The 23,661-nt window shown below is 42.9% G+C and carries 20 protein-coding genes and 1 tRNA gene; 13 read left to right on the top strand and 8 right to left on the bottom strand.

What is annotated here, in order from left to right; all coding sequences use genetic code 11:
* The first annotated feature begins 62 nt into the window (after positions 1–62).
* The 4 genes from HWQ38_RS03460 (at position 63) to HWQ38_RS03445 (ending at position 3,435) form a co-directional block, all read left to right on the top strand.
* Complete coding sequence (locus HWQ38_RS03460) at positions 63–287, top strand: hypothetical protein (protein WP_292790042.1); 225 nt, start codon at positions 63–65, stop codon at positions 285–287.
* The gene (locus HWQ38_RS03455) at positions 271–720 is read left to right on the top strand and encodes an efflux RND transporter permease subunit (protein WP_292790040.1); all 450 of its coding nucleotides are present in this window, start codon (positions 271–273) and stop codon (positions 718–720) included. The genes HWQ38_RS03460 and HWQ38_RS03455 overlap by 17 nt, the downstream gene beginning before the upstream one ends.
* A gap of 431 nt (positions 721–1,151) precedes the next feature.
* Positions 1,152–1,955, top strand: coding sequence for a TIGR01548 family HAD-type hydrolase (locus tag HWQ38_RS03450; RefSeq protein ID WP_292790038.1), 804 nt, complete (start codon positions 1,152–1,154; stop codon positions 1,953–1,955).
* An 85-nt stretch (positions 1,956–2,040) separates the two neighbouring features.
* Entirely contained in the window at positions 2,041–3,435 is a 1,395-nt protein-coding gene (locus tag HWQ38_RS03445) for a cytochrome P450 (RefSeq protein WP_292790037.1), read from the top strand.
* A 78-nt stretch (positions 3,436–3,513) separates the two neighbouring features.
* Here HWQ38_RS03445 and HWQ38_RS03440 read toward each other — a convergent pair whose 3' ends face one another.
* The 4 genes from HWQ38_RS03440 to ruvB all read right to left on the bottom strand — a co-directional run bounded on the left by HWQ38_RS03440 (position 3,514) and on the right by ruvB (position 7,982).
* Complete coding sequence (locus HWQ38_RS03440) at positions 3,514–4,614, bottom strand: glycosyltransferase family 4 protein (protein ID WP_292790036.1); 1,101 nt, start codon at positions 4,612–4,614, stop codon at positions 3,514–3,516.
* A 32-nt stretch (positions 4,615–4,646) separates the two neighbouring features.
* A complete protein-coding gene (locus HWQ38_RS03435; RefSeq protein WP_292790035.1) occupies positions 4,647–5,930 on the bottom strand; it encodes a glycosyltransferase in 1,284 nt (427 codons plus the stop codon).
* Between the two features lie 11 nt (positions 5,931–5,941).
* Positions 5,942–6,745 carry a tetratricopeptide repeat protein gene (locus HWQ38_RS03430; RefSeq protein WP_292790033.1) on the bottom strand — a complete coding sequence of 268 codons (804 nt, stop codon included), beginning with the start codon at positions 6,743–6,745 and terminating at the stop codon, positions 5,942–5,944.
* A gap of 136 nt (positions 6,746–6,881) precedes the next feature.
* The gene (gene ruvB / locus HWQ38_RS03425; RefSeq protein WP_292790032.1) at positions 6,882–7,982 is read right to left on the bottom strand and encodes a Holliday junction branch migration DNA helicase RuvB; all 1,101 of its coding nucleotides are present in this window, start codon (positions 7,980–7,982) and stop codon (positions 6,882–6,884) included.
* 189 nt (positions 7,983–8,171) lie between these two features.
* On the opposite strand from ruvB, the gene hisF reads away from it, so the two are divergent.
* The 9 genes from hisF to HWQ38_RS03380 all read left to right on the top strand — a co-directional run bounded on the left by hisF (position 8,172) and on the right by HWQ38_RS03380 (position 19,064).
* Complete coding sequence (hisF, locus tag HWQ38_RS03420) at positions 8,172–8,945, top strand: imidazole glycerol phosphate synthase subunit HisF (protein ID WP_292790030.1); 774 nt, start codon at positions 8,172–8,174, stop codon at positions 8,943–8,945.
* A gap of 98 nt (positions 8,946–9,043) precedes the next feature.
* Complete coding sequence (locus HWQ38_RS03415) at positions 9,044–9,235, top strand: hypothetical protein (RefSeq protein WP_292790028.1); 192 nt, start codon at positions 9,044–9,046, stop codon at positions 9,233–9,235.
* 97 nt (positions 9,236–9,332) lie between these two features.
* A tRNA-Ala gene (locus tag HWQ38_RS03410) sits at positions 9,333–9,405 on the top strand.
* Between the two features lie 194 nt (positions 9,406–9,599).
* The gene (gene rpsB / locus HWQ38_RS03405; RefSeq protein ID WP_292790027.1) at positions 9,600–10,394 is read left to right on the top strand and encodes a 30S ribosomal protein S2; all 795 of its coding nucleotides are present in this window, start codon (positions 9,600–9,602) and stop codon (positions 10,392–10,394) included.
* Between the two features lie 513 nt (positions 10,395–10,907).
* Positions 10,908–11,852 carry a translation elongation factor Ts gene (tsf, locus tag HWQ38_RS03400; RefSeq protein WP_292790025.1) on the top strand — a complete coding sequence of 315 codons (945 nt, stop codon included), beginning with the start codon at positions 10,908–10,910 and terminating at the stop codon, positions 11,850–11,852.
* 418 nt (positions 11,853–12,270) lie between these two features.
* Positions 12,271–13,083, top strand: a complete 813-nt coding sequence (locus HWQ38_RS03395) for a hypothetical protein (protein WP_292790023.1) — start codon at positions 12,271–12,273, stop codon at positions 13,081–13,083.
* Between the two features lie 175 nt (positions 13,084–13,258).
* Positions 13,259–15,778, top strand: a complete 2,520-nt coding sequence (recG, locus tag HWQ38_RS03390) for an ATP-dependent DNA helicase RecG (RefSeq protein ID WP_292790021.1) — start codon at positions 13,259–13,261, stop codon at positions 15,776–15,778.
* A gap of 44 nt (positions 15,779–15,822) precedes the next feature.
* Entirely contained in the window at positions 15,823–16,287 is a 465-nt protein-coding gene (locus HWQ38_RS03385) for a hypothetical protein (RefSeq protein WP_292790019.1), read from the top strand.
* On the top strand, positions 16,284–19,064 hold the full coding sequence (locus tag HWQ38_RS03380) for a ParA family protein (RefSeq protein WP_292790017.1): 2,781 nt from the start codon (positions 16,284–16,286) through the stop codon (positions 19,062–19,064). The genes HWQ38_RS03385 and HWQ38_RS03380 overlap by 4 nt, the downstream gene beginning before the upstream one ends.
* A gap of 45 nt (positions 19,065–19,109) precedes the next feature.
* On the opposite strand, the gene HWQ38_RS03375 is transcribed toward HWQ38_RS03380, so the two are convergent.
* From HWQ38_RS03375 to HWQ38_RS03360, 4 genes are all read right to left on the bottom strand, one after another.
* The gene (locus tag HWQ38_RS03375) at positions 19,110–20,051 is read right to left on the bottom strand and encodes a glycosyltransferase (RefSeq protein ID WP_292790043.1); all 942 of its coding nucleotides are present in this window, start codon (positions 20,049–20,051) and stop codon (positions 19,110–19,112) included.
* A gap of 283 nt (positions 20,052–20,334) precedes the next feature.
* Complete coding sequence (locus HWQ38_RS03370) at positions 20,335–21,675, bottom strand: glutamate-cysteine ligase family protein (RefSeq protein ID WP_292790016.1); 1,341 nt, start codon at positions 21,673–21,675, stop codon at positions 20,335–20,337.
* 72 nt (positions 21,676–21,747) lie between these two features.
* Positions 21,748–23,127 carry an aminopeptidase P family protein gene (locus HWQ38_RS03365; protein WP_292790014.1) on the bottom strand — a complete coding sequence of 460 codons (1,380 nt, stop codon included), beginning with the start codon at positions 23,125–23,127 and terminating at the stop codon, positions 21,748–21,750.
* Positions 23,128–23,167: 40 nt separating this feature from the next.
* On the bottom strand, positions 23,168–23,413 hold the full coding sequence (locus HWQ38_RS03360; protein WP_292790013.1) for a hypothetical protein: 246 nt from the start codon (positions 23,411–23,413) through the stop codon (positions 23,168–23,170).
* Positions 23,414–23,661: the final 248 nt, after the last annotated feature.

The following is a 23,661-nucleotide window of genomic DNA, read 5'->3' as shown; positions in this document are numbered from 1 at the left end:
TAATCTTATTTTATGGGTATAGCTAATAATTTAGCATAGTAAGTACTGAAGAACCATATCTTATGTCACTCGATCGCCCAATTACATCTGTATCTTCCGAGCCAACTGCTGATCTGAAAAATAGTGCTGCAAACGGCTCTAGTTCAGTCTTAGCACCAGAATCTACCGATCCGATTAGTACTGAGGAAACCGCTTCTAAACCGCCTCTACAGCGCAAGAGATGGCTTTGGGTTATACTGGCGGTTCTGCCCCGCCGTCTCTGGCTATGGCGTGACGGGCGGCTTTGAATTTCAGCTGCAAGACCGCACCAATGGACATCTGAGTATCGATCAATTTTTAGCGATCGCGCAACAATTGATTGCAAAAGCCAATCAGAACCCCGCCTTGCGCCAAGTCTTCACTCAATTCACCGCCAGCACTCCCCAATACGAGATTAACATTGACCGCGCTCGCTTAGAAGCCCTCGATGTCGATTTTAGTCAGGCAATGAATACTCTGGGCGCTTACATGGGTGGGCAGTATGTCAACGATTTTACCTTCTCCCAGCGCAGCTACCGCGTATATATCCAAGCAGATGAACAGTTTCGGAACTCTCCAGACAATATTGGTCAAATTAATGTCCGTTCCAGAGGTGGTAATCTGGTGCTACTGAATGAAGTTGCTAAAGTGACTCCGATTACAGGGCCGCAAACCAAAGGAACTGAAGTTCCTTGCTCATAGCAAAAGTCATCTGAAGATGACTAAATATCTCTCCAAATCCTTAGTCTACTTCAGTAGACTTGAGCTAAAAGCCAAAGGAATTCATTCCCAGGCGGGTGACAAAGCTATGAGAGAGGCTGTTTCAAGCTTAAGTTGACACCAATGCCGCAGGGTATTGCCCCTACGGATAGGGTCTAAGTACCATCAAACAATGATTAATAATTTGATAAAATACACCCGAAGAGTATTTGCCGCTTTGTCCAGAGTGGGAGTCTGGTTTTCTTCTTAGTCGGCAGTAATGGCTCGATGATTTCCCACTATGCGTCTGTCACATCGCTTGAATACCCCATTTTCACCCCTTACCTGTTTGAATTCAGCTCTTTGTGTCGATTCTACTTGTTCGCCTAAAAGATATCAAATGGGTTCTATAAAACTCTTTTCCTCTCTACCCCATGACTGAACCAACTTCTGCAAAAGCGATCGTTGTTTTCGATATTGATGGTGTTGTACGCGATGTTAGCGGTTCCTATCGCCGTGCGATCGCAGATACCGTAGAATATTTTACTACCCAAGCATATCGTCCAACCCCATTAGATATTGACCAACTAAAGTCTGAAGGTGTGTGGAATAACGATTGGGAAGCATCGCAGGAATTAATTTATCGCTACTTTGCAACTCAAGGACACACCCGTGAGCAACTGCAACTAGATTATGATGCGATCGTGGCTTTTTTTCAATCGCGTTACCGAGGCCCAGACCCGAATAATTTTACTGGGTATATCTGTAATGAACCCTTATTATTACAACCTAGCTATTTAGAGCAACTTACCCAAGCGGGGATTGATTGGGGATTTTTTAGCGGTGCAACTCGTGCTTCCGCTAACTATATCTTAGAAAAACGCCTGGGTTTACAATCTCCGGTATTGATTGCGATGGAAGATGCCCCAGGTAAACCAGACCCCACAGGGCTTTTTGCGACAGTTCGTCAATTAGATAATGGAATTGAGCAAAGATTAGCGATCGTGTATGTGGGAGATACGGTAGCAGATATGTATACCGTCGAGAAAGCGCGGGGTCTAGATTCTGCTCGCACTTGGCTTGGTGTAGGGGTTTTACCGCCCCATGTGCAGGAAACAGCAGCGCGTGGTGATGCCTATGGTGAGACACTAATAGCAGCAGGAGCAGCAGTAGTTTTGCGTAATGTGCAGGAATTGACTCCGAGGCAGATTCAAGAATTGCTAAGTTCATTTGCTTGATCTGTGTTCTAAGATCAAGCAAGCTACGGGTGTATGAATAACTGGCTGATAACAATTTTGGTTTAATCATTGGGAGATTCAAAAAATGTCTGCACTTAAACTGCCTAATGGGCCTCAAACTCACCCTTGGGTACAAATGTATCACTGGCTGACTAATCCTTTAGAATATATAGAAGACTGTGCTAAACGTTATGGTGATATCTTTACCCTTCAGCTGGGACAAAATTTTGCTCCTCAAGTTTTTATTAGCAATCCTCAGGCGATTCAGCAGATTTTTACTACAGATCCAAAATATTTGGACTCTGGTGAGCCAGCAGGGATAAAATCGCCTTTATTAGGACAGCAATCACTACTGGCGCTGGAAGGAAAGCCTCATCAGCGACAACGAAAGCTATTGACACCACCTTTACATGGGGAACGAATGCTCGCTTATGGTGAGTTAATCCGCGACATCACTGAGCAAGTGACTAATCAGTGGCAAGTTGGAGAAACCTTTGCAGTTCTGCCATCAATGCAAGCAATCTCTTTCCAAGTGATTTTGAAGACTGTATTTGGTTTAGAAGATGGGCCACGTTACGAAAAACTCAAGGAACTCCTGATTGCAATCCTAAATCCCAAAATCCCTATATTAAGAACAGTTCTGCTTTTTTTCCCATCAATGCGACAGGATTTAGGAGCGTGGAGTCCTTGGGGGAAATACTTGCGTTTACGGCAGCAAATTGATCAACTCATCTACGCCGAGATTAGCGATCGCAAAGCACAACCCGATTCATCTCGAACTGATATTCTATCTTTGATGATAGCTGCTCGTGATGAAGCGGGAGAGCCGATGACAGATTTGGAATTACGTGATGAGCTGATGACCCTATTAGTGGCGGGTCACGAAACTACTGCAACTTCCTTGTCATGGGCGCTGTACTGGATTCATTATCTGCCACAGGTGCGTGAAAAACTGCTGCAAGAACTAGATAAGTTGGGTGAACAACCAGATCCAAACGCTATTTTCCGATTGCCTTATTTGAATGCTGTCTGTTCTGAGACGCTACGCCTTTACCCAGTGGCGATATCGGGACTAAATCGAGTGGTCAAATCACCGCTACAAATTGGGGAATACAAGTTTGAGCCTGGGACTTTGCTAACTCCCTCTATTTATTTGACCCATCATCGAGAAGATTTATATCCTGAGTCAAAGCAATTTAAGCCAGAGCGTTTTCTGGAACGGCAATTTTCTCCTTATGAATATTTACCTTTTGGTGGCGGGAACCGTCGCTGTATTGGAATGGGATTTGCCTTGTTTGAGATGAAACTGGTATTAGCGACAGTGCTATCTCACTGGCAAATGGAACTGGCTGATAGTAAACCGGTGCAGCCAGTGCGTCATGCCGTTCTATTTGTGCCAGCAGGGGGGGTTCGGATGGTGGTGAAGGGGAGACATCCTCAAAATCAGCCTATCCTTCAGACTAGCTCTAGTTCAGCGTGAAGAGTGCGAAAATGGGATGGGATAGGGTTGGAGCGATGTCTACGACGGGCGTAGCTGCGGCACAACCCTGGATTTTGTTTAAACTGAGAAAAATTCCTCGTGCCACTGTTTAGCAACTTTATCCCAACCAAAGGAATCTTTTAGAGATAATGCTTCCTTTCTCAGACTTTCTTGTTTTTCTGGATTTTTCAACAAGTCAATTACAGCTTCAATAAAAGCATTATTTGTCTGTTCATCTCCAGCAGGCCCCTTAATTCTGATACCAGATTTAACAGTCTCATCTAAACCAGCGCAAGTTGTTACTACAGGAACACAACCAGCCGCTTGAGCTTTCCAAGCACTAATACAGAAAGTCTCAACATCACTATGGCAAGGATAAACCCAGATTCCAGATTTAAATAATTCTTCAAGTAACTGCTTGTGCCCAATTCTACCATATTCATAGACATTTGGTTGATCAAAAAGTTGCAAAATTTGCTTCTTTTTATCTGGTAATTGTGGAAATTTAGTAATGTTAGGTGAATTAATCAGCGCATCAATTACTTGCCAACCATAGAAAATATGCAATTCAACATCAGGTACTTCTTGGATAATCTTGCCCCATTGAGTAAGTAAATGTTCAATGCCTCTTGTATAGTCACTAATCGAAATCAGTCTTTTGGGATTTCTAGAAATTCCTGTTAAATTAAAATCTTCTAGATTAATACCATTAGTTGTCAGAAAGATTTTGTCTTCAGGAATCCAGTTTGGTAGCATCGCTTTATGAAAATTTGACAGCATAAACAGCTTGTCAAAACTTGCTAAAAATTCAAATTGCTGAGAATCTTCTATTGGAGGAAATAATTTTGGGTTGTCGTGCATCCAAATAGCAGTTTTTTTTGACTTTACTTTCATCATCATCGGTTGTGTCCAAGCGCGATGAAAGATTAAGGCATTAAAGTTATCTTGAGGATTAAATTTATCAACAAACTGATAAACTACACCATTATATTCCCCTTCCATGTCACCACATCTATTAAACACTGTGACTTGATAACCTAATTTAACTAGTTCTTGACTTAAGTAAATGACAGCTTCTTGGCTACCTCCAATACCATTTTTAACAGAAGGAGGTGCCCAATCTTCCACATAGAAGGGAAAATTGGAATAAATTACGATTGAGTTATTGTCCCAATTCATATTATTTTATTTGTTGATAATTAATCTGTTAATTAATTTGTTTCAGCCAAGACAGGCTTGCCTGTAGATACCGCCTGCTCAATAATATCAGCGCCTCGACTTACCCCTCCAGCAGCGAGAGTAGCTGCTTGTAATCTGAGGGCATTCTGTTTATAAGATTCTTCTGTCAACACCCGCCTGATAGCATTTTTCAAACTAGGAACATTCAGTTTTTTGAGGGTGACAAGCTCACCTGCCCCTGTCCAAGCGATACGCGCTGCTACTCCTGGCTGGTCATTAGCAACTGGAATCGCCACCATTGGCACTCCTTTTTTCACACATTCCATTGTTGTATTCATTCCCGCATGAGTAATCATGAGGGTGGCTTTTTCCAGCACTTCTAATTGAGGTGCATACTCAACTACTAAAGGATTTCCTGCCAAGTCTGGCAGTGATTCTGGTTTAGCAGAACCTCCCAGAGAAATCACTAACTGAGCATCCAAATCTTCACAAGCTGAAGCAATAGTCTGAAAAACCCAAATCAGACGATTTTGCAATGTTCCCATCGAAGCGTAAATTAATGGTTTCCCCGTCAATTTTTCGTAGGGGAAAGAAACAGGTATTCGACTAGCTGAAGTATGATAGCTTCCCGTGAAATGGAACCAAGGAGCTAATTCTTCCCTGGGAAATTCAAACTCAGCAGGTGCATTACTTATTTGAGCCAGTGGAGAGTAACTATCTTTAAGACTAGAGTACAGAGGTAATTTCCACTCTCGACGATATTCATTGATCAAATCTTCAAGTGGTTTGACGACGCTATTAAGTAACGTATTACCTATTTCGTTGCGTAAGCGTGCCCACGCAGCTGGGCTATACTTCCAAGTTGTGAAAAAAGGAGGAACGCTAGGTTCTCGATTCAGCACTACAGCGCTGCACACAGTAATGAAAGGAATTTTGAGAAACTCGGCAATTGTCCCTCCCTCTACTGAACTTTGGTTTACTAGCAAAGCTTCTACGCCTGCTGCTTTCATTGATGCTGGAGCATCTTGGAGTGTCACAGATGAAACACGCTTCAGCATTTCAATAGTGTATCGAAACGCAGCTAATCCCCGCAGTTGACCTAACTTGGCAAAGGATTCTGCTGTTGAGCCAGGGGGAGAATCTTTTTCACCAATTGGTTGGAATTCTATTCCTGCTGCCAGTGCTTTAGATTGAGTATCGAGTGTGCCGAAGAGGGTGACACGATGCCCACGCCGTTGAAGTTCCTGCCCCAATGGAAGCATTGTGTTGAGGGGGCCAGTTGCTGCACCAGGACAGATGATGCCAAAATGAGTCATATTCAATGCCTCTACTTGATTTTCAAGAACTTATTTAAAGCTATTACCATACTTGGAGGCCAACGGCGGATGTTTTTTACCCAGTCGATATCCTTATAACGGCTATCTAGTCCATAAGCTGCTACCCAGTTGCTTTCGGCTTCACCTTGTTCTCCATTTACCCAGTAGGCAGCTGTCAGGGCAGCACGTACATCAGCAAACTTGGGATATTTACGGAGAATATTCCTCATCTCACGGATTGCTTGCTCTTTTTGACCAGTTTCATAAAGAGCGAGAGCGTAGTTAGCACGGGCGAAGGCAAAATTTGGGGCTATCTCATTAGATTTTTTGTAGTCCGCGATCGCATCATCCCATTTCCCCAAACCTGTTTTGGCATTACCGCGATTGTTATACGCCATCGCATCATTAGGATCGAGTTCTAAGACATGATTATAATCTGCGATCGCATCTGACCATTTTCCCAACCCTTCCAACGCCGCACCCCGATTCAAATATGGATCGGTGACATTCGGTGCTAGTTCTATCGCTTTGTTATAATCTGTCAGCGCTTCTTGTAACTTATTCTGACTCACCCGCGAATTTCCCCGGTTACTCCACGCCCCCGCATTAGTCGGAAATTGCTCAATAATCTTTGTCCAGTAAGTTTCAGCCGTAATAAAATCACCTTGATTCGTCGCTGCAAAAGCTTGAGTTGCCCACTCATCACCTTGTTTTAATTGTTCTTGAGTAATGGGCGGTTGAGATTGTGCCATGACTGGAGTACCCCAGCCAAATATAAGTAACAGACTGAGAAAAATACCAATCAACTTAATCATCTGGGTTTACCTGTGTCTATTTTGAAAATGCGGAGTTAGGAGAGACGCGATTAATCGCGTCTGTACAGGAGTTTGGAGTTTGGTATTGGGAAGAATTCATGCCCCATGCCCAATGCCCCATGCCCAATGCCCATAATTACAATAATGACAACTGTTCATTAGGCGGCGTGAATCCCAAATGCTTGTATGCAGCCTTAGTCGCCATTCTCCCGCGATGAGTTCTAGTTAAATACCCAATCTGCATCAGGTAAGGTTCGTACACCTCTTCAATTGTTTGAGTATCTTCACCCGTCGCTGCTGCCATTGTTTCCAACCCCACTGGCCCGCCGTTAAATTGTTCAATTATTACACTCAGCATCTGGCGGTCTGTCCAATCTAAACCGCAGGGATCTACTTGGAATAGTTGCAATGCTTCCGATGCAACGCTTTCATTAATCTCTCCAGATAACTTTACCTCCGCATAATCCCGGACTCGCTTAAGTAACCTGTTAGCAATACGTGGCGTTCCGCGTGAACGACGGGCAATTTCTGTGGCACCATCATCTGTAACCGGGGTTTTGAGTAATTGAGCGGTTCGCAGTACAATTTTAGTCAGTTCGTCAACTTCATAAAATCGGAGTTTTTGAATCAAACCAAAGCGATCGCGCAGTGGTGAACTTAAAGCACCTACACGGGTTGTAGCTCCCACTAAGGTAAACTTTGATAGCGGCAAACTTCTGATCCGAGCGCCAGAACCCTTACCAATAGTAATATCTAAGCGATAATCTTCCATCGCCGGATAGAGAATTTCCTCCGTCATCCGCGAGAGGCGATGAATTTCATCCACAAATAAAATATCCCCTGGCTTCAGGTTCACCAGTAGGCCAACAATATCTCGTGGACGTTCTAGAGCTGGCGCACTGGTAATTTTATAATTTACTCCCATTTCCGATGCTAAAATCATCGCCATTGTAGTTTTACCCAATCCTGGCGGCCCATACAGCAGTAGGTGATCCAACACCTCACCACGAGACTTAGCTGCTTTGATGGCAATATCTAGCACATCCTTTAAATCTTTTTGCCCAATGTAATCAGCAAATCGCTGCGGCCGAATCCCCTCTTCCTGCTTATCTTGTTCATCAATAGCAGCTTCAGGTTGCAAAATATTGTCTGGGGAAGGTGCTTTCGCCGACTCTCGACGCTGCTTTGGTTCTCCGTTGGGTTCTGGAGGCTGTTTTTTCGAGGAGATTATCGCCATAATTCAGCAATCTACTTTTAAGGGACTAGGGAGTGGGGATGAGGGAGATGAGGGGGATGAGGGAGACAAGGAGAATAACCCATGCCCCATGCCCCATGAATAATGCCAGTAGAAAATTTTCGTTTGAGAATACCCGCGCCAATTTAAAATTTAAATTCCGGTCAATTACCCAGAAGTACAAAAATTATTATGTTATCTAAAAGAATCTTACCGTGCTTAGATGTGAAGGCGGGACGGGTTGTAAAAGGAGTTAACTTTGTCAATCTCCAAGATGCAGGCGATCCGGTAGAACTGGCCAAGGTTTACAACCAAGCCGGTGCTGATGAGTTAGTATTTCTGGATATTACAGCTACTCATGAAGACCGAGCTACAATTTTAGATGTCGTCTACCGGACTGCTGAACAGGTCTTTATTCCATTGACTGTGGGTGGTGGCATTCAATCCTTAGAAAATGTTAAAGCTTTGTTACGAGCGGGCGCAGATAAGGTTAGTATTAATTCTGCGGCGGTACGGGAACCAGACTTGATTAATCGGGCTAGCGATCGCTTTGGTAATCAGTGCATAGTTGTTGCTATTGATGCCAGGCGTAGAAATAACCCGGATAATCCCGGTTGGGATGTGTATGTGCGCGGTGGCAGGGAAAATACAGGCTTAGATGCCCTATTATGGGCACAAGAAGTTGAAAAACGGGGGGCCGGAGAACTGCTAGTCACTAGTATGGATGCTGATGGAACCCAAGCCGGGTATGACATTGAGATTACACGGGCAATTGCCGATGCTGTCGAAATTCCAGTCATTGCTTCTGGTGGTGCAGGTAATTGTGAACATATCTACACAGCCCTAACTGAAGGCAAAGCTGAAGCCGCATTACTCGCATCTCTATTACATTACGGACAATTAAGCGTAGCAGAAATCAAAAATTATTTGCGCGATCGCAATGTTCCAGTAAGAACATTGTCTTGAGTGACTATTTACCAGTTAATAACATCCATCTGAGGTTAGACCACTTTCTTAAAAGGGTGTTAATATACTTTTACAAGTATTAATAAATATTAAAAAATATGTTGATCCCTATTTTACTTTTTGATGTAGCCTTGGTGGCGTGGTCGCTGCACTTAATGGAAAGAGCCTACGAGAGTAAAGAATTTTCTCTAATGTTGGCTGGTACATTAGTTGCTCTGGCTGCTGCTGCCATGTTAGTAGTTTATTTTTTGATGGGGCACTGTATGACGTATTTGTTGAGAGTATCGTAGAGAGTGCTGAGTACTAGAAAAGATGTTTAAAATTTAGTTTCGATAAAAAGGTTGACAAAGTACTAATAATTCAGGGATTATATATAATGGATTTCAAGGGGTTATAGCGCAGTTGGTAGCGCACCTCAATGGCATTGAGGGGGTCAGCGGTTCGAATCCGCTTAGCTCCATCCTTAAAACCTACTTACTCAAAACTTGGCAAGGTTATATTTTCTCACCCTTACTCTGTCAAGCAACAACAACTCTTGCGAATGTGCTAGCCTAGTATAGTTAAGTAATCTCGCACATCTAAGAATTCGGGTGTTTCCTAATTGGGAAATGCACTTGGATGGAGGTTTAACCCGAATCGGAGTTAGAAAAATATATGCCAGTCGTTTCATTGGCTCAGATGATGGAGTCAGGGGTTCACTTTGGGCATCAGACCCGGCGTTGGAACCCAAAAATGTCTCCTTACATTTACACCTCCCGCAATGGTGTACATATTATCGACTTGGTGCAAACTGCCCAGTTGATGGATAATGCCTACAACTATATGCGATCGCACGCTGAACAAGGGAAGAAATTTCTTTTTGTCGGCACCAAGCGGCAAGCAGCTGGAATTATTGCCCAAGAAGCCACCCGTTGCGGTTCCCATTACATTAACCAACGCTGGTTGGGCGGAATGTTGACCAACTGGGCAACCATCAAAACACGCGTAGACCGTCTGAAAGATTTAGAACGCCGTGAGGAAACTGGCGCACTAGATTTATTACCGAAAAAAGAAGCATCAATGCTACGTCGGGAAATGACGAAGCTTCAGAAATACTTGGGCGGCATTAAAACAATGCGGAAAGTCCCCGATATTGTGGTAATTGTAGACCAACGGCGGGAATATAACGCAGTTCAAGAATGCCAAAAGCTGAATATTCCGATTGTGTCTATGCTGGATACAAACTGTGACCCAGATGTAGTAGATATCCCGATCCCAGCAAACGACGATGCTATCAGGTCAATTAAACTGATAGTCGGAAAATTGGCGGATGCCATTTATGAAGGTCGTCACGGTCAGCTGGATGCTGAAGAGTATGACGAAGATTACGACGGTGGTGAGTATGACGAAGACTACGAAGAAAGCGAATATACTGACGCCGTAATTCCCGACGAGGAAGTAGAGGAATAAGTAAAGCAGGGGTGAAGCAAATCTCCGAGGGAGGGCGGTGGCTGGCAGAATAGCAGCAAGCCGCCCTAGCCTGCGGCAAATTGGAGGCTAAGGTAGAGGCGAAAAAACTCATAGCTTATAACTTGATTATTTTTTCTCCCCCAGCCCTGAGTAAGATAGAAATACTCAACACCCGTGAGGCAATTTTGGATTTTGCGAACGCGAAGAGCGTGTCGGAGACAAAAATTGCGTGCGGGGGTTCCCCCCGTTGAGCAAACTTTTCAAGACAGATTTTAGATTTTAGATTGACCCCAGCAATTAAGTCAGTTGCTCTGTCATTTAATTTTGGATTTTAGATTTATTCTCGCGTACTTCGTCTGCGCTCAGTACAAGTTTAAATTCGCTTGCTCTCAGACTTTTTTAATTTTGAATCTTCTCTACGAGAGGCTGCGCCAACAATCCAAAATCCAAAATTTAAAATCTAAAATTCGGTGAGCGATTACAACTCCAGGTCAAGTTAGAAATTGAGGCAACATGGCGGAAATATCTGCAAAACTCGTCCAAGAGCTACGCCAAAAAACTGGTGCCGGCATGATGGACTGCAAAAAGGCGCTGCAAGAGACTAATGGCAACATAGAAGAAGCCGTAGATTGGCTACGGAAAAAGGGCATCTCTAAGGCGGGGACAAAAAACGATCGCATTACGGCAGAAGGTCTAGTAGACACTTACATTCAGCCTGGTGGTCGAGTGGGTGTACTTATAGAAGTCAACTGCCAAACTGACTTTGTTGCTCGTAACGAGGCTTTTAAAGCTTTAGTTAAAAACCTAGCAAAACTTGCAGCTACTGCTGATAGTGTTGAGTCTTTGTTGGCTCAACCCTATATTGATCATGAAAGCGGGACTGTAGAAGAATTTATCAAGCAAACCATTGCTACGCTTGGTGAAAATATTCAAGTGCGCCGCTTTGTCACCTTTCCCTTAGCAGAAGGCACGCAAGGTATAGTAGACAGCTACATTCACACTGGCGGTCGAGTTGGTGTATTAGTAGAACTGGGTTCTCAAACTGAGTCAGTGGCTGCTAATCAAGAGTTCCAAAGCTTGGCACGGAACACTGCAATGCAAGTTGCGGCTTGCCCAAATGTCGAGTATGTGAGCGTAGACCAAATTCCCGCCGAAATTGTCCAAAAGGAAAAAGACATTGAAATGGGCAAGGATGATTTGGCGAACAAGCCTGATAACATCAAAGAAAAGATTGTTCAGGGACGGATTGAAAAACGCCTGAAAGAATTGACTTTGCTCGATCAGCCTTACATTCGCGATCAGAGTATTTCCGTGGAAGACCTCTTGAAGCAAGCGAAGGCGCAATTAGGGCAAGAGATTCAAGTGACCCGCTTTGTCCGCTACATACTGGGCGAAGGCATTGAAAAGCAAGAAATTAGCTTTGCTGATGAAGTCGCTGCACAAATGGGCAGTAAGTAATATTTAGTCATTGGTCATTTGTCATTAGTCATTAGTCTTTACCAAGGACAAAGGACTAATGACTAATGACTCTTTACCAAACAGGTCAAGCAAATAGCCTGACCTGTATTTTATTAGTAGAGACGCCAAATATCGCATTTAAACCACGTCTATCTTGAAACCTGTAGTTCTTATGTGATCAAAAGAAAAGGATTTGACCTCATCCCCCAACCCCGAATCCCAAATCTGGGATTCGGGGAATCCTCACCCTAAATCCCTCTGCCAGATATGGGAGAGGGATTTAGGGTGAGGGCGAAAACTACGCTTATAAACTTAGATGAGGTTTAATTTAAAATCTAAAATCCTTTGGAAAGTTATCCTAAAATAAATTTGTACATCTGTACTATTTAATAGTTGATATGAGCAAGAATCAAAAGATATGGCAAGAGCAATCGAGCGAATTGAACGGGATATTGCAGGACTCAAAGAAGCGATTCGCGCGATCGCAGTAGAATTACAAACCGCTTATGCTAGTTATCTCAACACCTTGGGGCTAGCTGTACGAAAACAGTTGATTCTGGCGAGTTACCACCTTTGTACTCAGGGATATCCCGAAAGCTTTCTGCATTTATCATTGAATCAGCGCCAACAATTGCAACAAGCCATCCGCAAGTTGGGTCAACTGGCATCTGAGGAATTGCTCACTTATATTAAAAGTGAGGAAATAGGGGGGGATGAGGGAGATGAGGGAGTAACTCCTGTGATTTTGGGCACATCTAGCCCTGAGCCTCTGATCGCCGACACTTCTAATCCTATAGAACTGGCAAAATGGCAACAGAACTTAGAAGAGGTCACGCAAGAGATACTGAAAAAACTTTCGCATGATGCTAATATTTTATTACAAAAAGCTGGGGTATTACCCAAAAAATTACCAGAACCGATTTTAGCTGCGGCGGCTGCGGCATCAGAAGCATCTGCCGAGGTAATGCCAGGACCACCGAACTTATTAAGCTTAGTAATTGAAATTGAAAATGAGCAACAGTCAGAAGATTCGGGACTGACGCAAATTATGGCTATTAACCTGCGGCTAGGGGAAATTGAATTTGCTGATGTGACACTCTCCTCTGAGCGTAGGCAAATCCGTAGTATTTTAGTTCAGCTAAACAAGCTAGGACGAGAGTATCAAAAAACACATCAGGAAAGAGCGATCGCGGAAGCTGAAGCTGCATGGCGTGCTAGTTGGTTTGAATAAAGTTATGAGTTATGAATTATGAGCGATGCCCTGAGCAGTTCGACAAGCTCACTGTAACACCTGCCGTTCACGCAGCGTCTCGTAGAGAAGGGTTATGAGTAATTTATTCCTAACTCCTAACTGTACAGACGCGATTAATCGCGTCTCTACTCCTCACTCCTCACTCTGCTGACCAATGACTAATGAAAAACCAGATTGGATACGATTGCACAAAGCCTTGGCGATAGAAGCCGAACGTGGCTTTACAGACTTGGTGGGCAAACAATACCGCTTCAGTGAATTTATCAGCCTAACTTTGGGCAAATTCCCCACAGGCTTGCCGCAAAATGAACGCCGCCGTTGGCAAGGACTAGCGGTGCAATTTGCTAGTTATCCACATCTAGCGCTGGAAGAAAGACAAAAGTTAGTAGCAGAGACTCGCAGGTATCTTTCCCAAGTACAGCAAGAGGAGCAGGGGAAGCAAGAGGAGCAGGAGAGAATTTATCAATCCAAAATCGCTCGACTGAGCGAAGTCGAAGTCCAAAATCGTTCGACTTCGCTCAGTCGAAGTCCAAAATCTCCAATCGTTGCTGAGTTAAGTCGCAGGCTTGCACCGAACATTGAGCAAAAACTCAGTGATTTACCAGAAATAGGCTTCAAAAAAGCTGGTAATTTGGCACGGCTTGGTTTACACACCGTCCGCGACTTGCTTTTCTACTATCCTCGTGACCACATTGATTATGCGCGTCAGGTGAATATCCGCGAGTTACAGGCGGGTGAGACGGTGACAATAGTGGCTACAGTAAAGCGTTGCAACTGCTTTAATAGCCCCAAAAATCAGAAATTATCAATTTTAGAACTGATTGTCAAAGATAACAGTGGTCAAATCAAAATTGGTCGTTTTTACGCAGGTACGCGCTTTAGCAGTCGCGCTTGGCAAGAAAGTTTAAAACGCCGTTATCCAGTAGGTAGTATTCTGGCGGCGTGTGGGTTGGTGAAAGAAAGTAAATACGGCTTGACACTGGATAATCCCGAACTAGAGGTTTTAGCAAATCCCGGAGATTCGATTGAGTCGCTGAATATTGGGCGGGTGGTGCCAATTTATGGACTGACTGAGGGCGTGGTGGCGAATACTGTCCGACAGGCGGTAATTGCTGCTTTGCCGGCTGCGGCTCAGATGAAAGACCCTTTGCCAAGTGGTTTGCGGAAAAAGTATGGTTTGATGGAATTGAAAGATGCGATCGCTAATATTCATTTTCCCAGTGATAGCGATGCCCTGAAAGTTGCCCGTCGTCGCCTAGTCTTTGATGAATTTTTCTACCTACAACTTGGGTTACTGCAACGTCAACAGCAAGCAAGGGCGATTCAAACTAGCGCCATCCTTGTCCCACGCGGTCAACTTGTAGAAAAATTCCACGAAATACTGCCTTTTCAACTCACTGGCGCACAGCAACGAGTTCTCAACGACATTCTCAACGATTTACAAAAACCCGTACCAATGAATCGTTTAGTACAAGGCGATGTCGGTTCTGGTAAAACGGTAGTCGCCGTGCTAGCTATCCTCGCAGCAATTCAATCTGGCTACCAAGCGGCGCTGATGGCTCCTACAGAAGTTTTGGCAGAACAACATTATCGCAAATTAGTTGGTTGGTTTAACCTACTGCATTTACCAGTGGAATTACTGACAGGTTCCACCAAAACTGCTAAACGAAGACAAATACATTCTCAGTTGGCAACTGGTGAATTACCTCTGTTAGTGGGAACTCATGCCTTGATTCAAGACCCCGTAAACTTCCATCAATTGGGATTAGTGGTGATAGATGAGCAGCACCGCTTTGGTGTAGAACAACGCGCGCGTTTGCAGCAAAAAGGTGAACAACCCCATGTGTTAACTATGACAGCTACCCCGATTCCCCGAACCTTAGCACTGACCATACACGGGGATTTGGATGTGAGCCAAATTGATGAGTTACCACCAGGACGCCAAAAGATTCAGACAACAGTATTGTCAGGTCAGCAACGCAACCATGCTTACGACCTGATCCGCCGAGAAATTGCCCAAGGTAGACAAGTTTACGTGGTTTTGCCGTTAGTGGAAGAATCAGAAAAACTGGATTTGCGATCGGCTGTAGAGGAGCATCAAAAGTTACAAGAAAGCGTTTTTCCCGACTTTCAAGTGGGGCTGCTGCATGGTCGCATGAGTTCAGCCGAGAAAGATGAAGCGATTACCAAATTTCGTGATAACCAAACGCAAATTTTGGTTTCTACTACCGTTATTGAAGTTGGTGTAGACGTACCTAATGCTACAGTAATGCTCATTGAAAATGCAGAGCGATTTGGTTTATCACAACTGCACCAACTGCGGGGGCGTGTCGGTCGTGGCGCGGCTCAGTCTTACTGTTTGTTGATGAGCAGTTCTAGAAGTCCTGATGCTCAACAACGGCTGAAAGTGTTGGAACAATCTCAGGATGGCTTTTTCATCTCAGAAATGGATATGCGTTTTCGTGGGCCAGGGCAAGTACTGGGAACTCGTCAATCTGGAGTGCCAGATTTTACCTTAGCGAGTTTGGTTGAGGATGAGGAAGTTTTACTTTTAGCCCGGCAAGCAGCCGAGAAAATTATAGAGATGGATGCAACTTTAGAGCGCTGGTATTTGATGAAAGAAGAGTTGAAGTATCGGTATGAGCGATTGATGGGTGGGGCGATTTTGACATAATATAACTGAGTAAATTCGTACTTAACCGAAGTAAAAATAGCTTAATGGCAATACCTTTTACAGATCGGGAAATGGAAAAAGCATGGTCTCAAAATCTGTGTGCTTATAAAAATTCTCAGGAAACATCTCGAACTAATGCCCATCGATTACTCTTATTTTATGCCGTTGAATGTGGTCTTAAGACAATCTTAATGAAGAGAAAAGGGCATAAGCGTAGTGATTCGTGTACAGATATTGCAGAATGTCAACATAATATAAATAAGTTATTAGACTGTTTAGGTGCAGGAGGGTCTTTAAATTTACCTGAAATATTTATTATGGAAGTATTCGATACTAGGAATAATAAGGAAGAGAGAAAATTAAATAGTGGACAGATTAACCAAATGTGGCGGTACGGAGGAAAAGTAATTTCTATAGTTACTCAAAAACAAAAAGCAAATGATGAAGATATAGAGAATAAGCTATTAGCAATATCAAAATGGATTGTGGGAGAAATTGAAAGACTATGAATGCACCAAAATCGCCAAAATTACTCACATGGCTTGATGTAAGGAGAACTATTGGACATAAAACTAAATATGGTACTAAATTACCAGAAGGGGTAGTAAAAATTCGCTGTTACTCAGATGCTTTAGAAATATATCTTATTAGTGATCAAAACAGAGAAAATGCTGAGGATGCTTTAAAAGAATGGTTCAAAGATTGGTATGAAAAAGAGTCATCTGTGATTTATTTTACCCTTGGGGATGCCACATTATCGGTAGAATTTTTTTCTGGAGAAGAAGTTTACAAAACTGATGTTGATGTGCGTCCATTCTGGGAAGAAATTGCTTATTTAGATAGTAAATCAGAAGCAGAAACGGTAATAGTAAAACCAGTTAAACTTCCAGAAGCATATATTGAAAAACCTACTTTAATAGCCTTCTATTCCTTTAAAGGTGGTGTTGGTAGAACATTGAATTTAGCAGCGCATCTTTTTGCTTTACTAGATAGAGCTAAAGAAATAGATAGGTCTATAACTGTATTAGTTATTGATGCTGATTTAGAAGCTCCTGGTCTTACTTATTGGAACGCTTTTGAAAAACAACAACCAGCAGTCTCTTTCATTGATTTCCTCGAAGTTTACCACTATTCCCCTATTGAAAGAGAACAAGCACTTTCATTATTTGCACGGGAAGTCAAAAAATCTGCTAAGTACGAAGGTAAAGCAACAGTTTATTTTCTACCTGCTTGTCTTGAAGATAAAGAACTATTAGATACACCTATTTTACCTGAACACTTGGTAAGAAGTCCAGATGGAGCTTGGGAATGCGGTAATGCTATTCATAGTTTAGGTAAGGCTGTTGGTGCTGACTATGTATTAATTGATTTGAGAGCAGGTTTAAGTGAAATCTCAAGTCCCATAATTTTCGATCCAAGAATTCAGAGGTTTCTAGTCACAACAATTAACGGACAATCTGTCAGAGGTACAAGTCTTGTTCTGGAACAAATTGCTAGAGTAGCACCTTCAGAGGCAAGTGTGGATGATGAAAGATATTACGATCCATCTTTGATCGTTAGTATGCTAACGCCAGAATTGAGATCATTACCCGCAGTTGAAGATATATTAGTACGATTAGAATCTGCTTATTTACAGTCAGAAAAAGATAATATAGATTCTACAAGATTGCATAAAAAAGAAACTTATTTTGCTCAAGAATTACTTTATGTTAATAGCTGGGATGAAGCACGCTTAAAACTAAGTTCAACTTCACTTATGACAGTTGCTAGAGAGTGGGCAGAAGAACAGTTGGTAAGTACTATCAGTGAGGACTCAAGGTTAAAAGCTACTGAAGAAAAAGATATACTTGCAGAAGTTCGCCAACTTAGAGATGTATGCCAGCGCTACGAATATGCTGAAGAAGGACAAGGTGAAGACTTATTAGTAACAGAACCCCTAAGAAATTTAGCAACTAATTTTAGAGAGGAATTGCCTCGTGTAGTATCTATTGGGGCTAAGGGAGCAGGCAAAACCTTTAATTACATTCAATTATCACGTTTTAAATATTGGGAAAGTTTTTTAAATCGTATACATAAGAAAGATGCAGAATTAGAACCAGAAATATATATTTTTCCTCTCCTTCAATCAGCAAAACTGGGTGATAATGCTAGACGTGTTATCAATGAAGCTAGAAGTGAGGTTAGAGCAACCTTATCTCATAGTGTTCCTGAATTTATACATTCTGAGTATGTAGATAGGATTAAAAGGGTACTTGCAGAAGAAAACTGGAGTGAGCCACAATGGGCGGAGTTTTGGATTAAAGAAATTGCTAGAACCGTGGGTATTGACTCCAGCACAGAAACTGCCAAGAGTCTTAGCAGCATAAATCGTGAGTTAAAACATAAAGGATTACGTATAGTCTTTCTTTTTGATGGTTTAGAAGATATTTTTCAGAATATTGCCTCTAGTAATCAAGAGAAGATAGCCTTAAAAGCTTTGATTGAAGACTTGCCAAATAAACTTTCGGAAATCAGGGAATCTAATCTAGGAGTGATAATTTTCCTGCGCCGTGATTTTCTGCGCTACACAATTACGCAAAACTTGAGGCAGTTTGAGAACCTTTACCGTTCTTATGATTTATCTTGGGATCAAGATTCTTTTGTACGCTTAGTTTTTTGGATATGTAGTGAGTCTGAAGTAATAGGTGCAGAAAAATCGAGTATTGACAATTTCAGTCGGGAGGATATTACAGAACAATTACAGAATTTGTGGGGTAAAAGACTGGGATCAGATAATGCTAAAGAAGCTTACACAGCTTTTTGGATATTTGCAGCTTTAACAGATTTTAATGGGAGGCTTCAGGCAAGAGATATTGTTCGTTTTTTATACCACGCAGCGGATATTACAGTAAATAGAGCTAAAGAAGTGCAATTTGAAAAGTGGTCTACTAGTCGCCTTTTACCTCCTGAAGCAATCCGCCGTGCCCTTAAACCATGTAGTGAACAGAAGGTGGAAGAAGCCAAGGAAGAATATCCATCTTTCAAAACTTGGGTTGAGGAAATACTACCTAAATATCCCGCTTCTGAACGAAAAATTCCTTTTGCAGTAGAACAGTTTGAAATGGAGCAGCCGACAGTAAGAATGCTAGAGGAAATGGGGGTTATTTACGAAGATAAGGAAAAGGATAACGAGGCACGATTTTATATGCCAGAAATCTTCCGTGAAGGTCTAGGCTTTTCAGGTAAAGGGGCAAGACCTCGGATAGTAGTATTGAAGCGTAAGGTATTAGGAAAAGGGATTTTGTAATTTTATTTTTGTGTTACACGTAGCTCTGCAATTTTCACTTTTTAATCACGATGCTTGCTGCATTTGAGCATAGGCTTCATAGACACCCTTCACGTTGTACCAATTTAGGAAAATTCGGGCAATTTCTAAAGCCAATTGTGGTTTACCTAAGTTAATTAGCCATTGCAAAAAGGGAGCCATTGTTCTTTCATTTAGCGCACCATTGAGTGAAAGAATTCCCCAAAGTAAGCGATGCAGCCAAGTCATTTGAATCATCATTCGCACTTCCCAGGTGGGATGTTTTTGATAAAATAAAACTCCCATACGTCCGCGTTGAATTTCTTGGTCAATCAATCGGGGAATTTGCTCTAATTTAAATGGTGGATGCCAGTGATATCCTACGGCTTCTGGACATTTAATTAGTGTCAAACCTAGTTTTTTTAGCCGCACACCTAATTCTAAATCTTCCCAGCCATAGAGTTGAAAGCTGGTATCAAAAAGTCCGGCTTTCTCTAGCCAATGTTTGGGAATTGCTACATTTCCGGTAGCAAAAAAAGCTGCTGAAAAATCTGTGACTTTGTAGGGTTCAGCCGTTGGGTTATCGAAATTACAAGTATTAATAACTGCTCCGTAAGTGAAAAGGCGATCGCTCCCCAATTTCTCTTGTCCCTGCATTAGTGCATTAGCATGAGCTTGCAGGAAATTCTCCAGCACCACTAAATCGCTATCAATAAAGATAATTGTATCTCCCTGCGCCTGTTCTACTCCCAAATTTCGAGCCGCAGCAGGTCCTGCATGGTCTTGCTGAAACCATTGCACATGGGGAAACTCTTCTTTGTGTTCTGCTAACCAATCCAATGTGCCATCAGTAGAACCATCATCCACCAAGACAATCTCGTAATCAGAAACTACACTTAACTGACTCAACTCCTGCACCTCCAAGGCGCGGAGGCACTTTTCTAAAATCGGTTGGCGATTATAAGTCGGTATCACAACGCTGAAAAACACAGTCTCACCCACAACACTATTTACCCATCTCCAGGATAGGACAGATACGGCGCTGACGCTGTTCCTTACTTGATGGTTACAGAAATTGCCGCTAGAGTCCGAACGTTATGTAATTGTCAGTCAGTTGGGGCGATCGCCTGTTTCCCAACAAGGATGATTATTTGGGCTACAGAGGTTTGCGCCTAGTCTATTCATTTGAAAACTAAGGCTATTTCTGGAATTGAGATTGCATTAATACTGCTGTATTGACACTCCCACGGTTAGAAACCGGGGGGTTTACGCATCATACCCGTAACAATCGTTCATCAGTATCCAACGCTGCTAGGGGATTTTCTGTATCTATCCATGAAACCTCTGCTTCTAGATTGTCACAACATTCACGTACTAAACGCAAACCGACATCTAATGGAAGTTGAGTAGTTGTCTGTGTAAACTCTTGCAATATCCCAGCTTCTATCGTCTGATAGTGATCAAGGTGTTTGCTCAGTTTTGCTAGAAAATTTGCTCCTTCGCCACCCTCTGCGCTAGCAAACTGCAAAATTGAATCGACGTAAGCCTTAACTTTGGGATTTTTAAGTCCTTCTGTAGCTGAAGTATAGAGCAGTTCACCATTTAGATATTCAAAATCTGGTACATATAGGCGATCGCCAACTAGTTCAAATATCTGCATTTCTTTAGCTGGTCTAACCGTTAACTTCTCCCGCCTGACTCGATTAGCCGCCTTTTCAAGCAATGTAATTACAGCTAAAGTTACCGAGGGATAGTTACTATCTATACATCTAATTTCAACAGTGCCGAGTTTGTTGAGTCTAACGGGATTCCAAGCTGACTTGAGTAAGCTGACTTCTGCTTCTTTGATCAGATTCGGTTCAATTCCGGCTTTTTCCATCGCTTGCAACCAAGCATAGTAACGAGCAAAGTGCTGTTCAACTAAACCCTCTACACTTAATGCATAAGGCATCAGTCCACCCACAGGCTGTAAATGAGTGTAAACTCCTTCCCAGCCAAAGGTTTCACTACCTCGATAACGAATTGTGTGCGCGGCTAGCCCGATCGCCTGTCCTTCATAAAAGGGACACGCCCGCGTCAGGGAAATGAGTGCTGAGTCGCAAGCTGTAGCTAAATTATAGATATTTAGTAGTTCTTCTCGCTCTGCTGATGTCGAGTTGTAAGAGACTACAACATTAGGGTCAATTACCCCAGGCGGGACTTCCAAATGCAGGTGTGTACCTGTACATTTGGCGGCGTGCAAGAATTTCTCATAGCCGACAGTCCGCGCTTGGATATGGTAATTAGGGTGATCGCGCATAACTGGTGTAATATGCAATGGGTAGCTAGACAGAGGGTAAAGACGTAAACCCATCTGTTGCGCCACACAAAGCGCCAATTTGAGATTTTTGAGATAAACTTTTGCTAGTTCTGTACCAGTGTCGGCAGGAGGTGTGTTAATTTCTACCATGCTTTTGACAAACTCTGGCACAAAGTACTTTGGGTCTAAACCTTGTGTTTGCGCCATTATGTGGCAACCGTTCAAAAAATCATCGGCGCGATCGCTTAAGCTACCAGCCTCATCTACTAGAAAAAATTCTTGTTCAAGACCGATACGACGCTTTACTACATTCATTTAGACCTCCGCAAGGGTAATCGTGCCATCATCCCTACACAAACAAGACGTTGCATTGCAACGTCTCTACATCTAATTAACTAAATCTTCTACAGCACTGGCACTATTCGGTAATGCAGCTGTTAATACTTCGCTACCTTCGGTTGTAACTAAAACATCATCTTCGATGCGGATTCCGCGCACATCGGCAAATTCAGATAAACGCTGCCAATTCACGATATTCTGATATTTTGAGCGCAGATTGGGATCATTTAAAATTGCTGGTACTTGATAAAAACCAGGTTCAATTGTAACTAACATTCCTGGACGCAAAGGACGATTTAAGCGCAGGTAGCCTAAGCCAAAGCGATCGCTCCTTTCACGTCCTTCTTCATACCCTGCCAAATCGCCCAAATCTTCCAGATCATGGACATCTAAACCCAGTAGATGACCGATACCATGAGGGAAAAATAGCGCGTGAGCATCTATTTCTACTAAATCTTGGGGATTTCCTTGTAAAATGCCTAACTCTACTAAACCTTCAGCGATGACAGTGGCAGCTAGCAAATGAATATCCCCATACTCTACACCAGGATGTATTTTGGCAATGCAAGCATCATGGGCTGCCAATACCACATTATAAATATCTCTCTGGGTTGATGAAAATTTACCGGAAACCGGCCATGTGCGCGTGACGTCACCTGCCCAACCCATCTGGGTTTCAGCGCCAACATCCGCAAGCAGTAAATCTCCTGGTTGTAGAAGGTGGTGATACTGCTCGTTATGCAAAACTTCACCGTGAACCGTGACAATACTGTTGTAGGAAGTGGTCATATTGTGGGCAATAATTACCCCTTCCATCGCTGCCCGAACTTCTGCTTCCACCTTCGCTTGAGGTGTTGCAGCCATCCCAGCTTTGTGTGCTTCAACAGTGACAGCCGCAGCTTTTCGCAACTCGGTTAATGCAGCTTGATCATGAGTGAGGCGGATAGTAACGATCGCTTTGGCTAACTCTAAATCAATTCCTTCGGGAGGACTTTGTGGTAAAATCCATCTATTTAATAGCTGCGTCTGCTGTGTCCAAGTAGCAGCATCTTGTATAGCAATTGTGGCGGCATCTTCTACCCAAGACTCTAATTCTGCCATAGGCCCTGCCACATCCGCCCCAATCTTCTGGGCTATTTCCTCGCGCGTTGGCATTTCTCCATGCCAAAGGGCGCTGCTGGGGGATGGATCGTCGATGAATAGTTCTAGCTTGCCCGCTTCTAAACGAATTGCCGCGTTTGATAATGGCAGTCCGGCAAAATAGAGGAAATGACTGCTAGCGCGAAAGGGAAAGGGATTTGCGGGAAAGTTGCGGGGACTGTTGCTACCTGACCAGAGAATTGCGGGAAAATCAATCAGGTTGGCTAGTTCTTGCCGTCGAAGGCGTAAAGTATGGATTAGGGAAGTAGAAGTTTGTGGGATCAGCATAAATGGAAACTCAAAGAAAAGGTGATAGTTTTGCCTTTATTTAGTCGTTATCTTCTTTATCGTCATCTTTTTTATCATCCTTGCGATCGCCTTTTTGATCATTCTGCTTTACCTGGTTAGGCTGTTGGGTAGGTTGTAGGACTGGTTTTTGTTGCTCAGGTGGAGCAACTGGCTGCGGTACTTTCCCAGTACAACTAACTAATCCTCCAGAAATTACCGCTAAGTTGACAGCAGCAAAGATGCTTCTGAAGATTTTTATCCTGATGTTTCCGTTTTGCTTTAACATTGACTCTAGTTTTTGCAGATTGTATTACTAATTTATAAATCAATACAGTTCAGTTAAGCATTTCTTCCTTCTCTTTGCGTCTACGTTAAAAAAATTGACTTTGACAAAAGATTTTAGCCTTAACCCAAGCGTATTGAGACATAAATCTCTCAGGACTTAGGCATTGAAAACCTGAAACCTCGATCCCCCGTAACTCCCCTTAAAAAGCTACGGTGTACACACAAGGACTTTGGTTCAGAACACAAGGA

The organism is Nostoc sp. NMS7, from assembly GCF_017115085.1.
Lineage (GTDB): Bacteria > Cyanobacteriota > Cyanobacteriia > Cyanobacteriales > Nostocaceae > Nostoc.
Note: the sequence above shows the minus strand (reverse complement) of the source record. Positions and strands in the feature narration are given on the sequence as shown.

Bases quoted from the DNA above. Each gene is read 5' to 3' on its own strand.
- HWQ38_RS03460 (WP_292790042.1), top strand. From the start codon at position 63: ATGTCACTCGATCGCCCAATTACATCTGTATCTTCCGAGCCAACTGCT.
- HWQ38_RS03450 (WP_292790038.1), top strand. From the start codon at position 1,152: ATGACTGAACCAACTTCTGCAAAAGCGATCGTTGTTTTCGATATTGAT.
- HWQ38_RS03445 (WP_292790037.1), top strand. From the start codon at position 2,041: ATGTCTGCACTTAAACTGCCTAATGGGCCTCAAACTCACCCTTGGGTA.
- HWQ38_RS03440 (WP_292790036.1), bottom strand. From the start codon at position 4,614: ATGAATTGGGACAATAACTCAATCGTAATTTATTCCAATTTTCCCTTC.
- HWQ38_RS03435 (WP_292790035.1), bottom strand. From the start codon at position 5,930: ATGACTCATTTTGGCATCATCTGTCCTGGTGCAGCAACTGGCCCCCTC.
- HWQ38_RS03430 (WP_292790033.1), bottom strand. From the start codon at position 6,745: ATGATTAAGTTGATTGGTATTTTTCTCAGTCTGTTACTTATATTTGGC.
- ruvB (WP_292790032.1), bottom strand. From the start codon at position 7,982: ATGGCGATAATCTCCTCGAAAAAACAGCCTCCAGAACCCAACGGAGAA.
- hisF (WP_292790030.1), top strand. From the start codon at position 8,172: ATGTTATCTAAAAGAATCTTACCGTGCTTAGATGTGAAGGCGGGACGG.
- HWQ38_RS03415 (WP_292790028.1), top strand. From the start codon at position 9,044: ATGTTGATCCCTATTTTACTTTTTGATGTAGCCTTGGTGGCGTGGTCG.
- rpsB (WP_292790027.1), top strand. From the start codon at position 9,600: ATGCCAGTCGTTTCATTGGCTCAGATGATGGAGTCAGGGGTTCACTTT.
- tsf (WP_292790025.1), top strand. From the start codon at position 10,908: ATGGCGGAAATATCTGCAAAACTCGTCCAAGAGCTACGCCAAAAAACT.
- HWQ38_RS03395 (WP_292790023.1), top strand. From the start codon at position 12,271: ATGGCAAGAGCAATCGAGCGAATTGAACGGGATATTGCAGGACTCAAA.
- recG (WP_292790021.1), top strand. From the start codon at position 13,259: ATGACTAATGAAAAACCAGATTGGATACGATTGCACAAAGCCTTGGCG.
- HWQ38_RS03385 (WP_292790019.1), top strand. From the start codon at position 15,823: ATGGCAATACCTTTTACAGATCGGGAAATGGAAAAAGCATGGTCTCAA.
- HWQ38_RS03380 (WP_292790017.1), top strand. From the start codon at position 16,284: ATGAATGCACCAAAATCGCCAAAATTACTCACATGGCTTGATGTAAGG.
- HWQ38_RS03370 (WP_292790016.1), bottom strand. From the start codon at position 21,675: ATGAATGTAGTAAAGCGTCGTATCGGTCTTGAACAAGAATTTTTTCTA.
- HWQ38_RS03365 (WP_292790014.1), bottom strand. From the start codon at position 23,127: ATGCTGATCCCACAAACTTCTACTTCCCTAATCCATACTTTACGCCTT.
- HWQ38_RS03360 (WP_292790013.1), bottom strand. From the start codon at position 23,413: ATGTTAAAGCAAAACGGAAACATCAGGATAAAAATCTTCAGAAGCATC.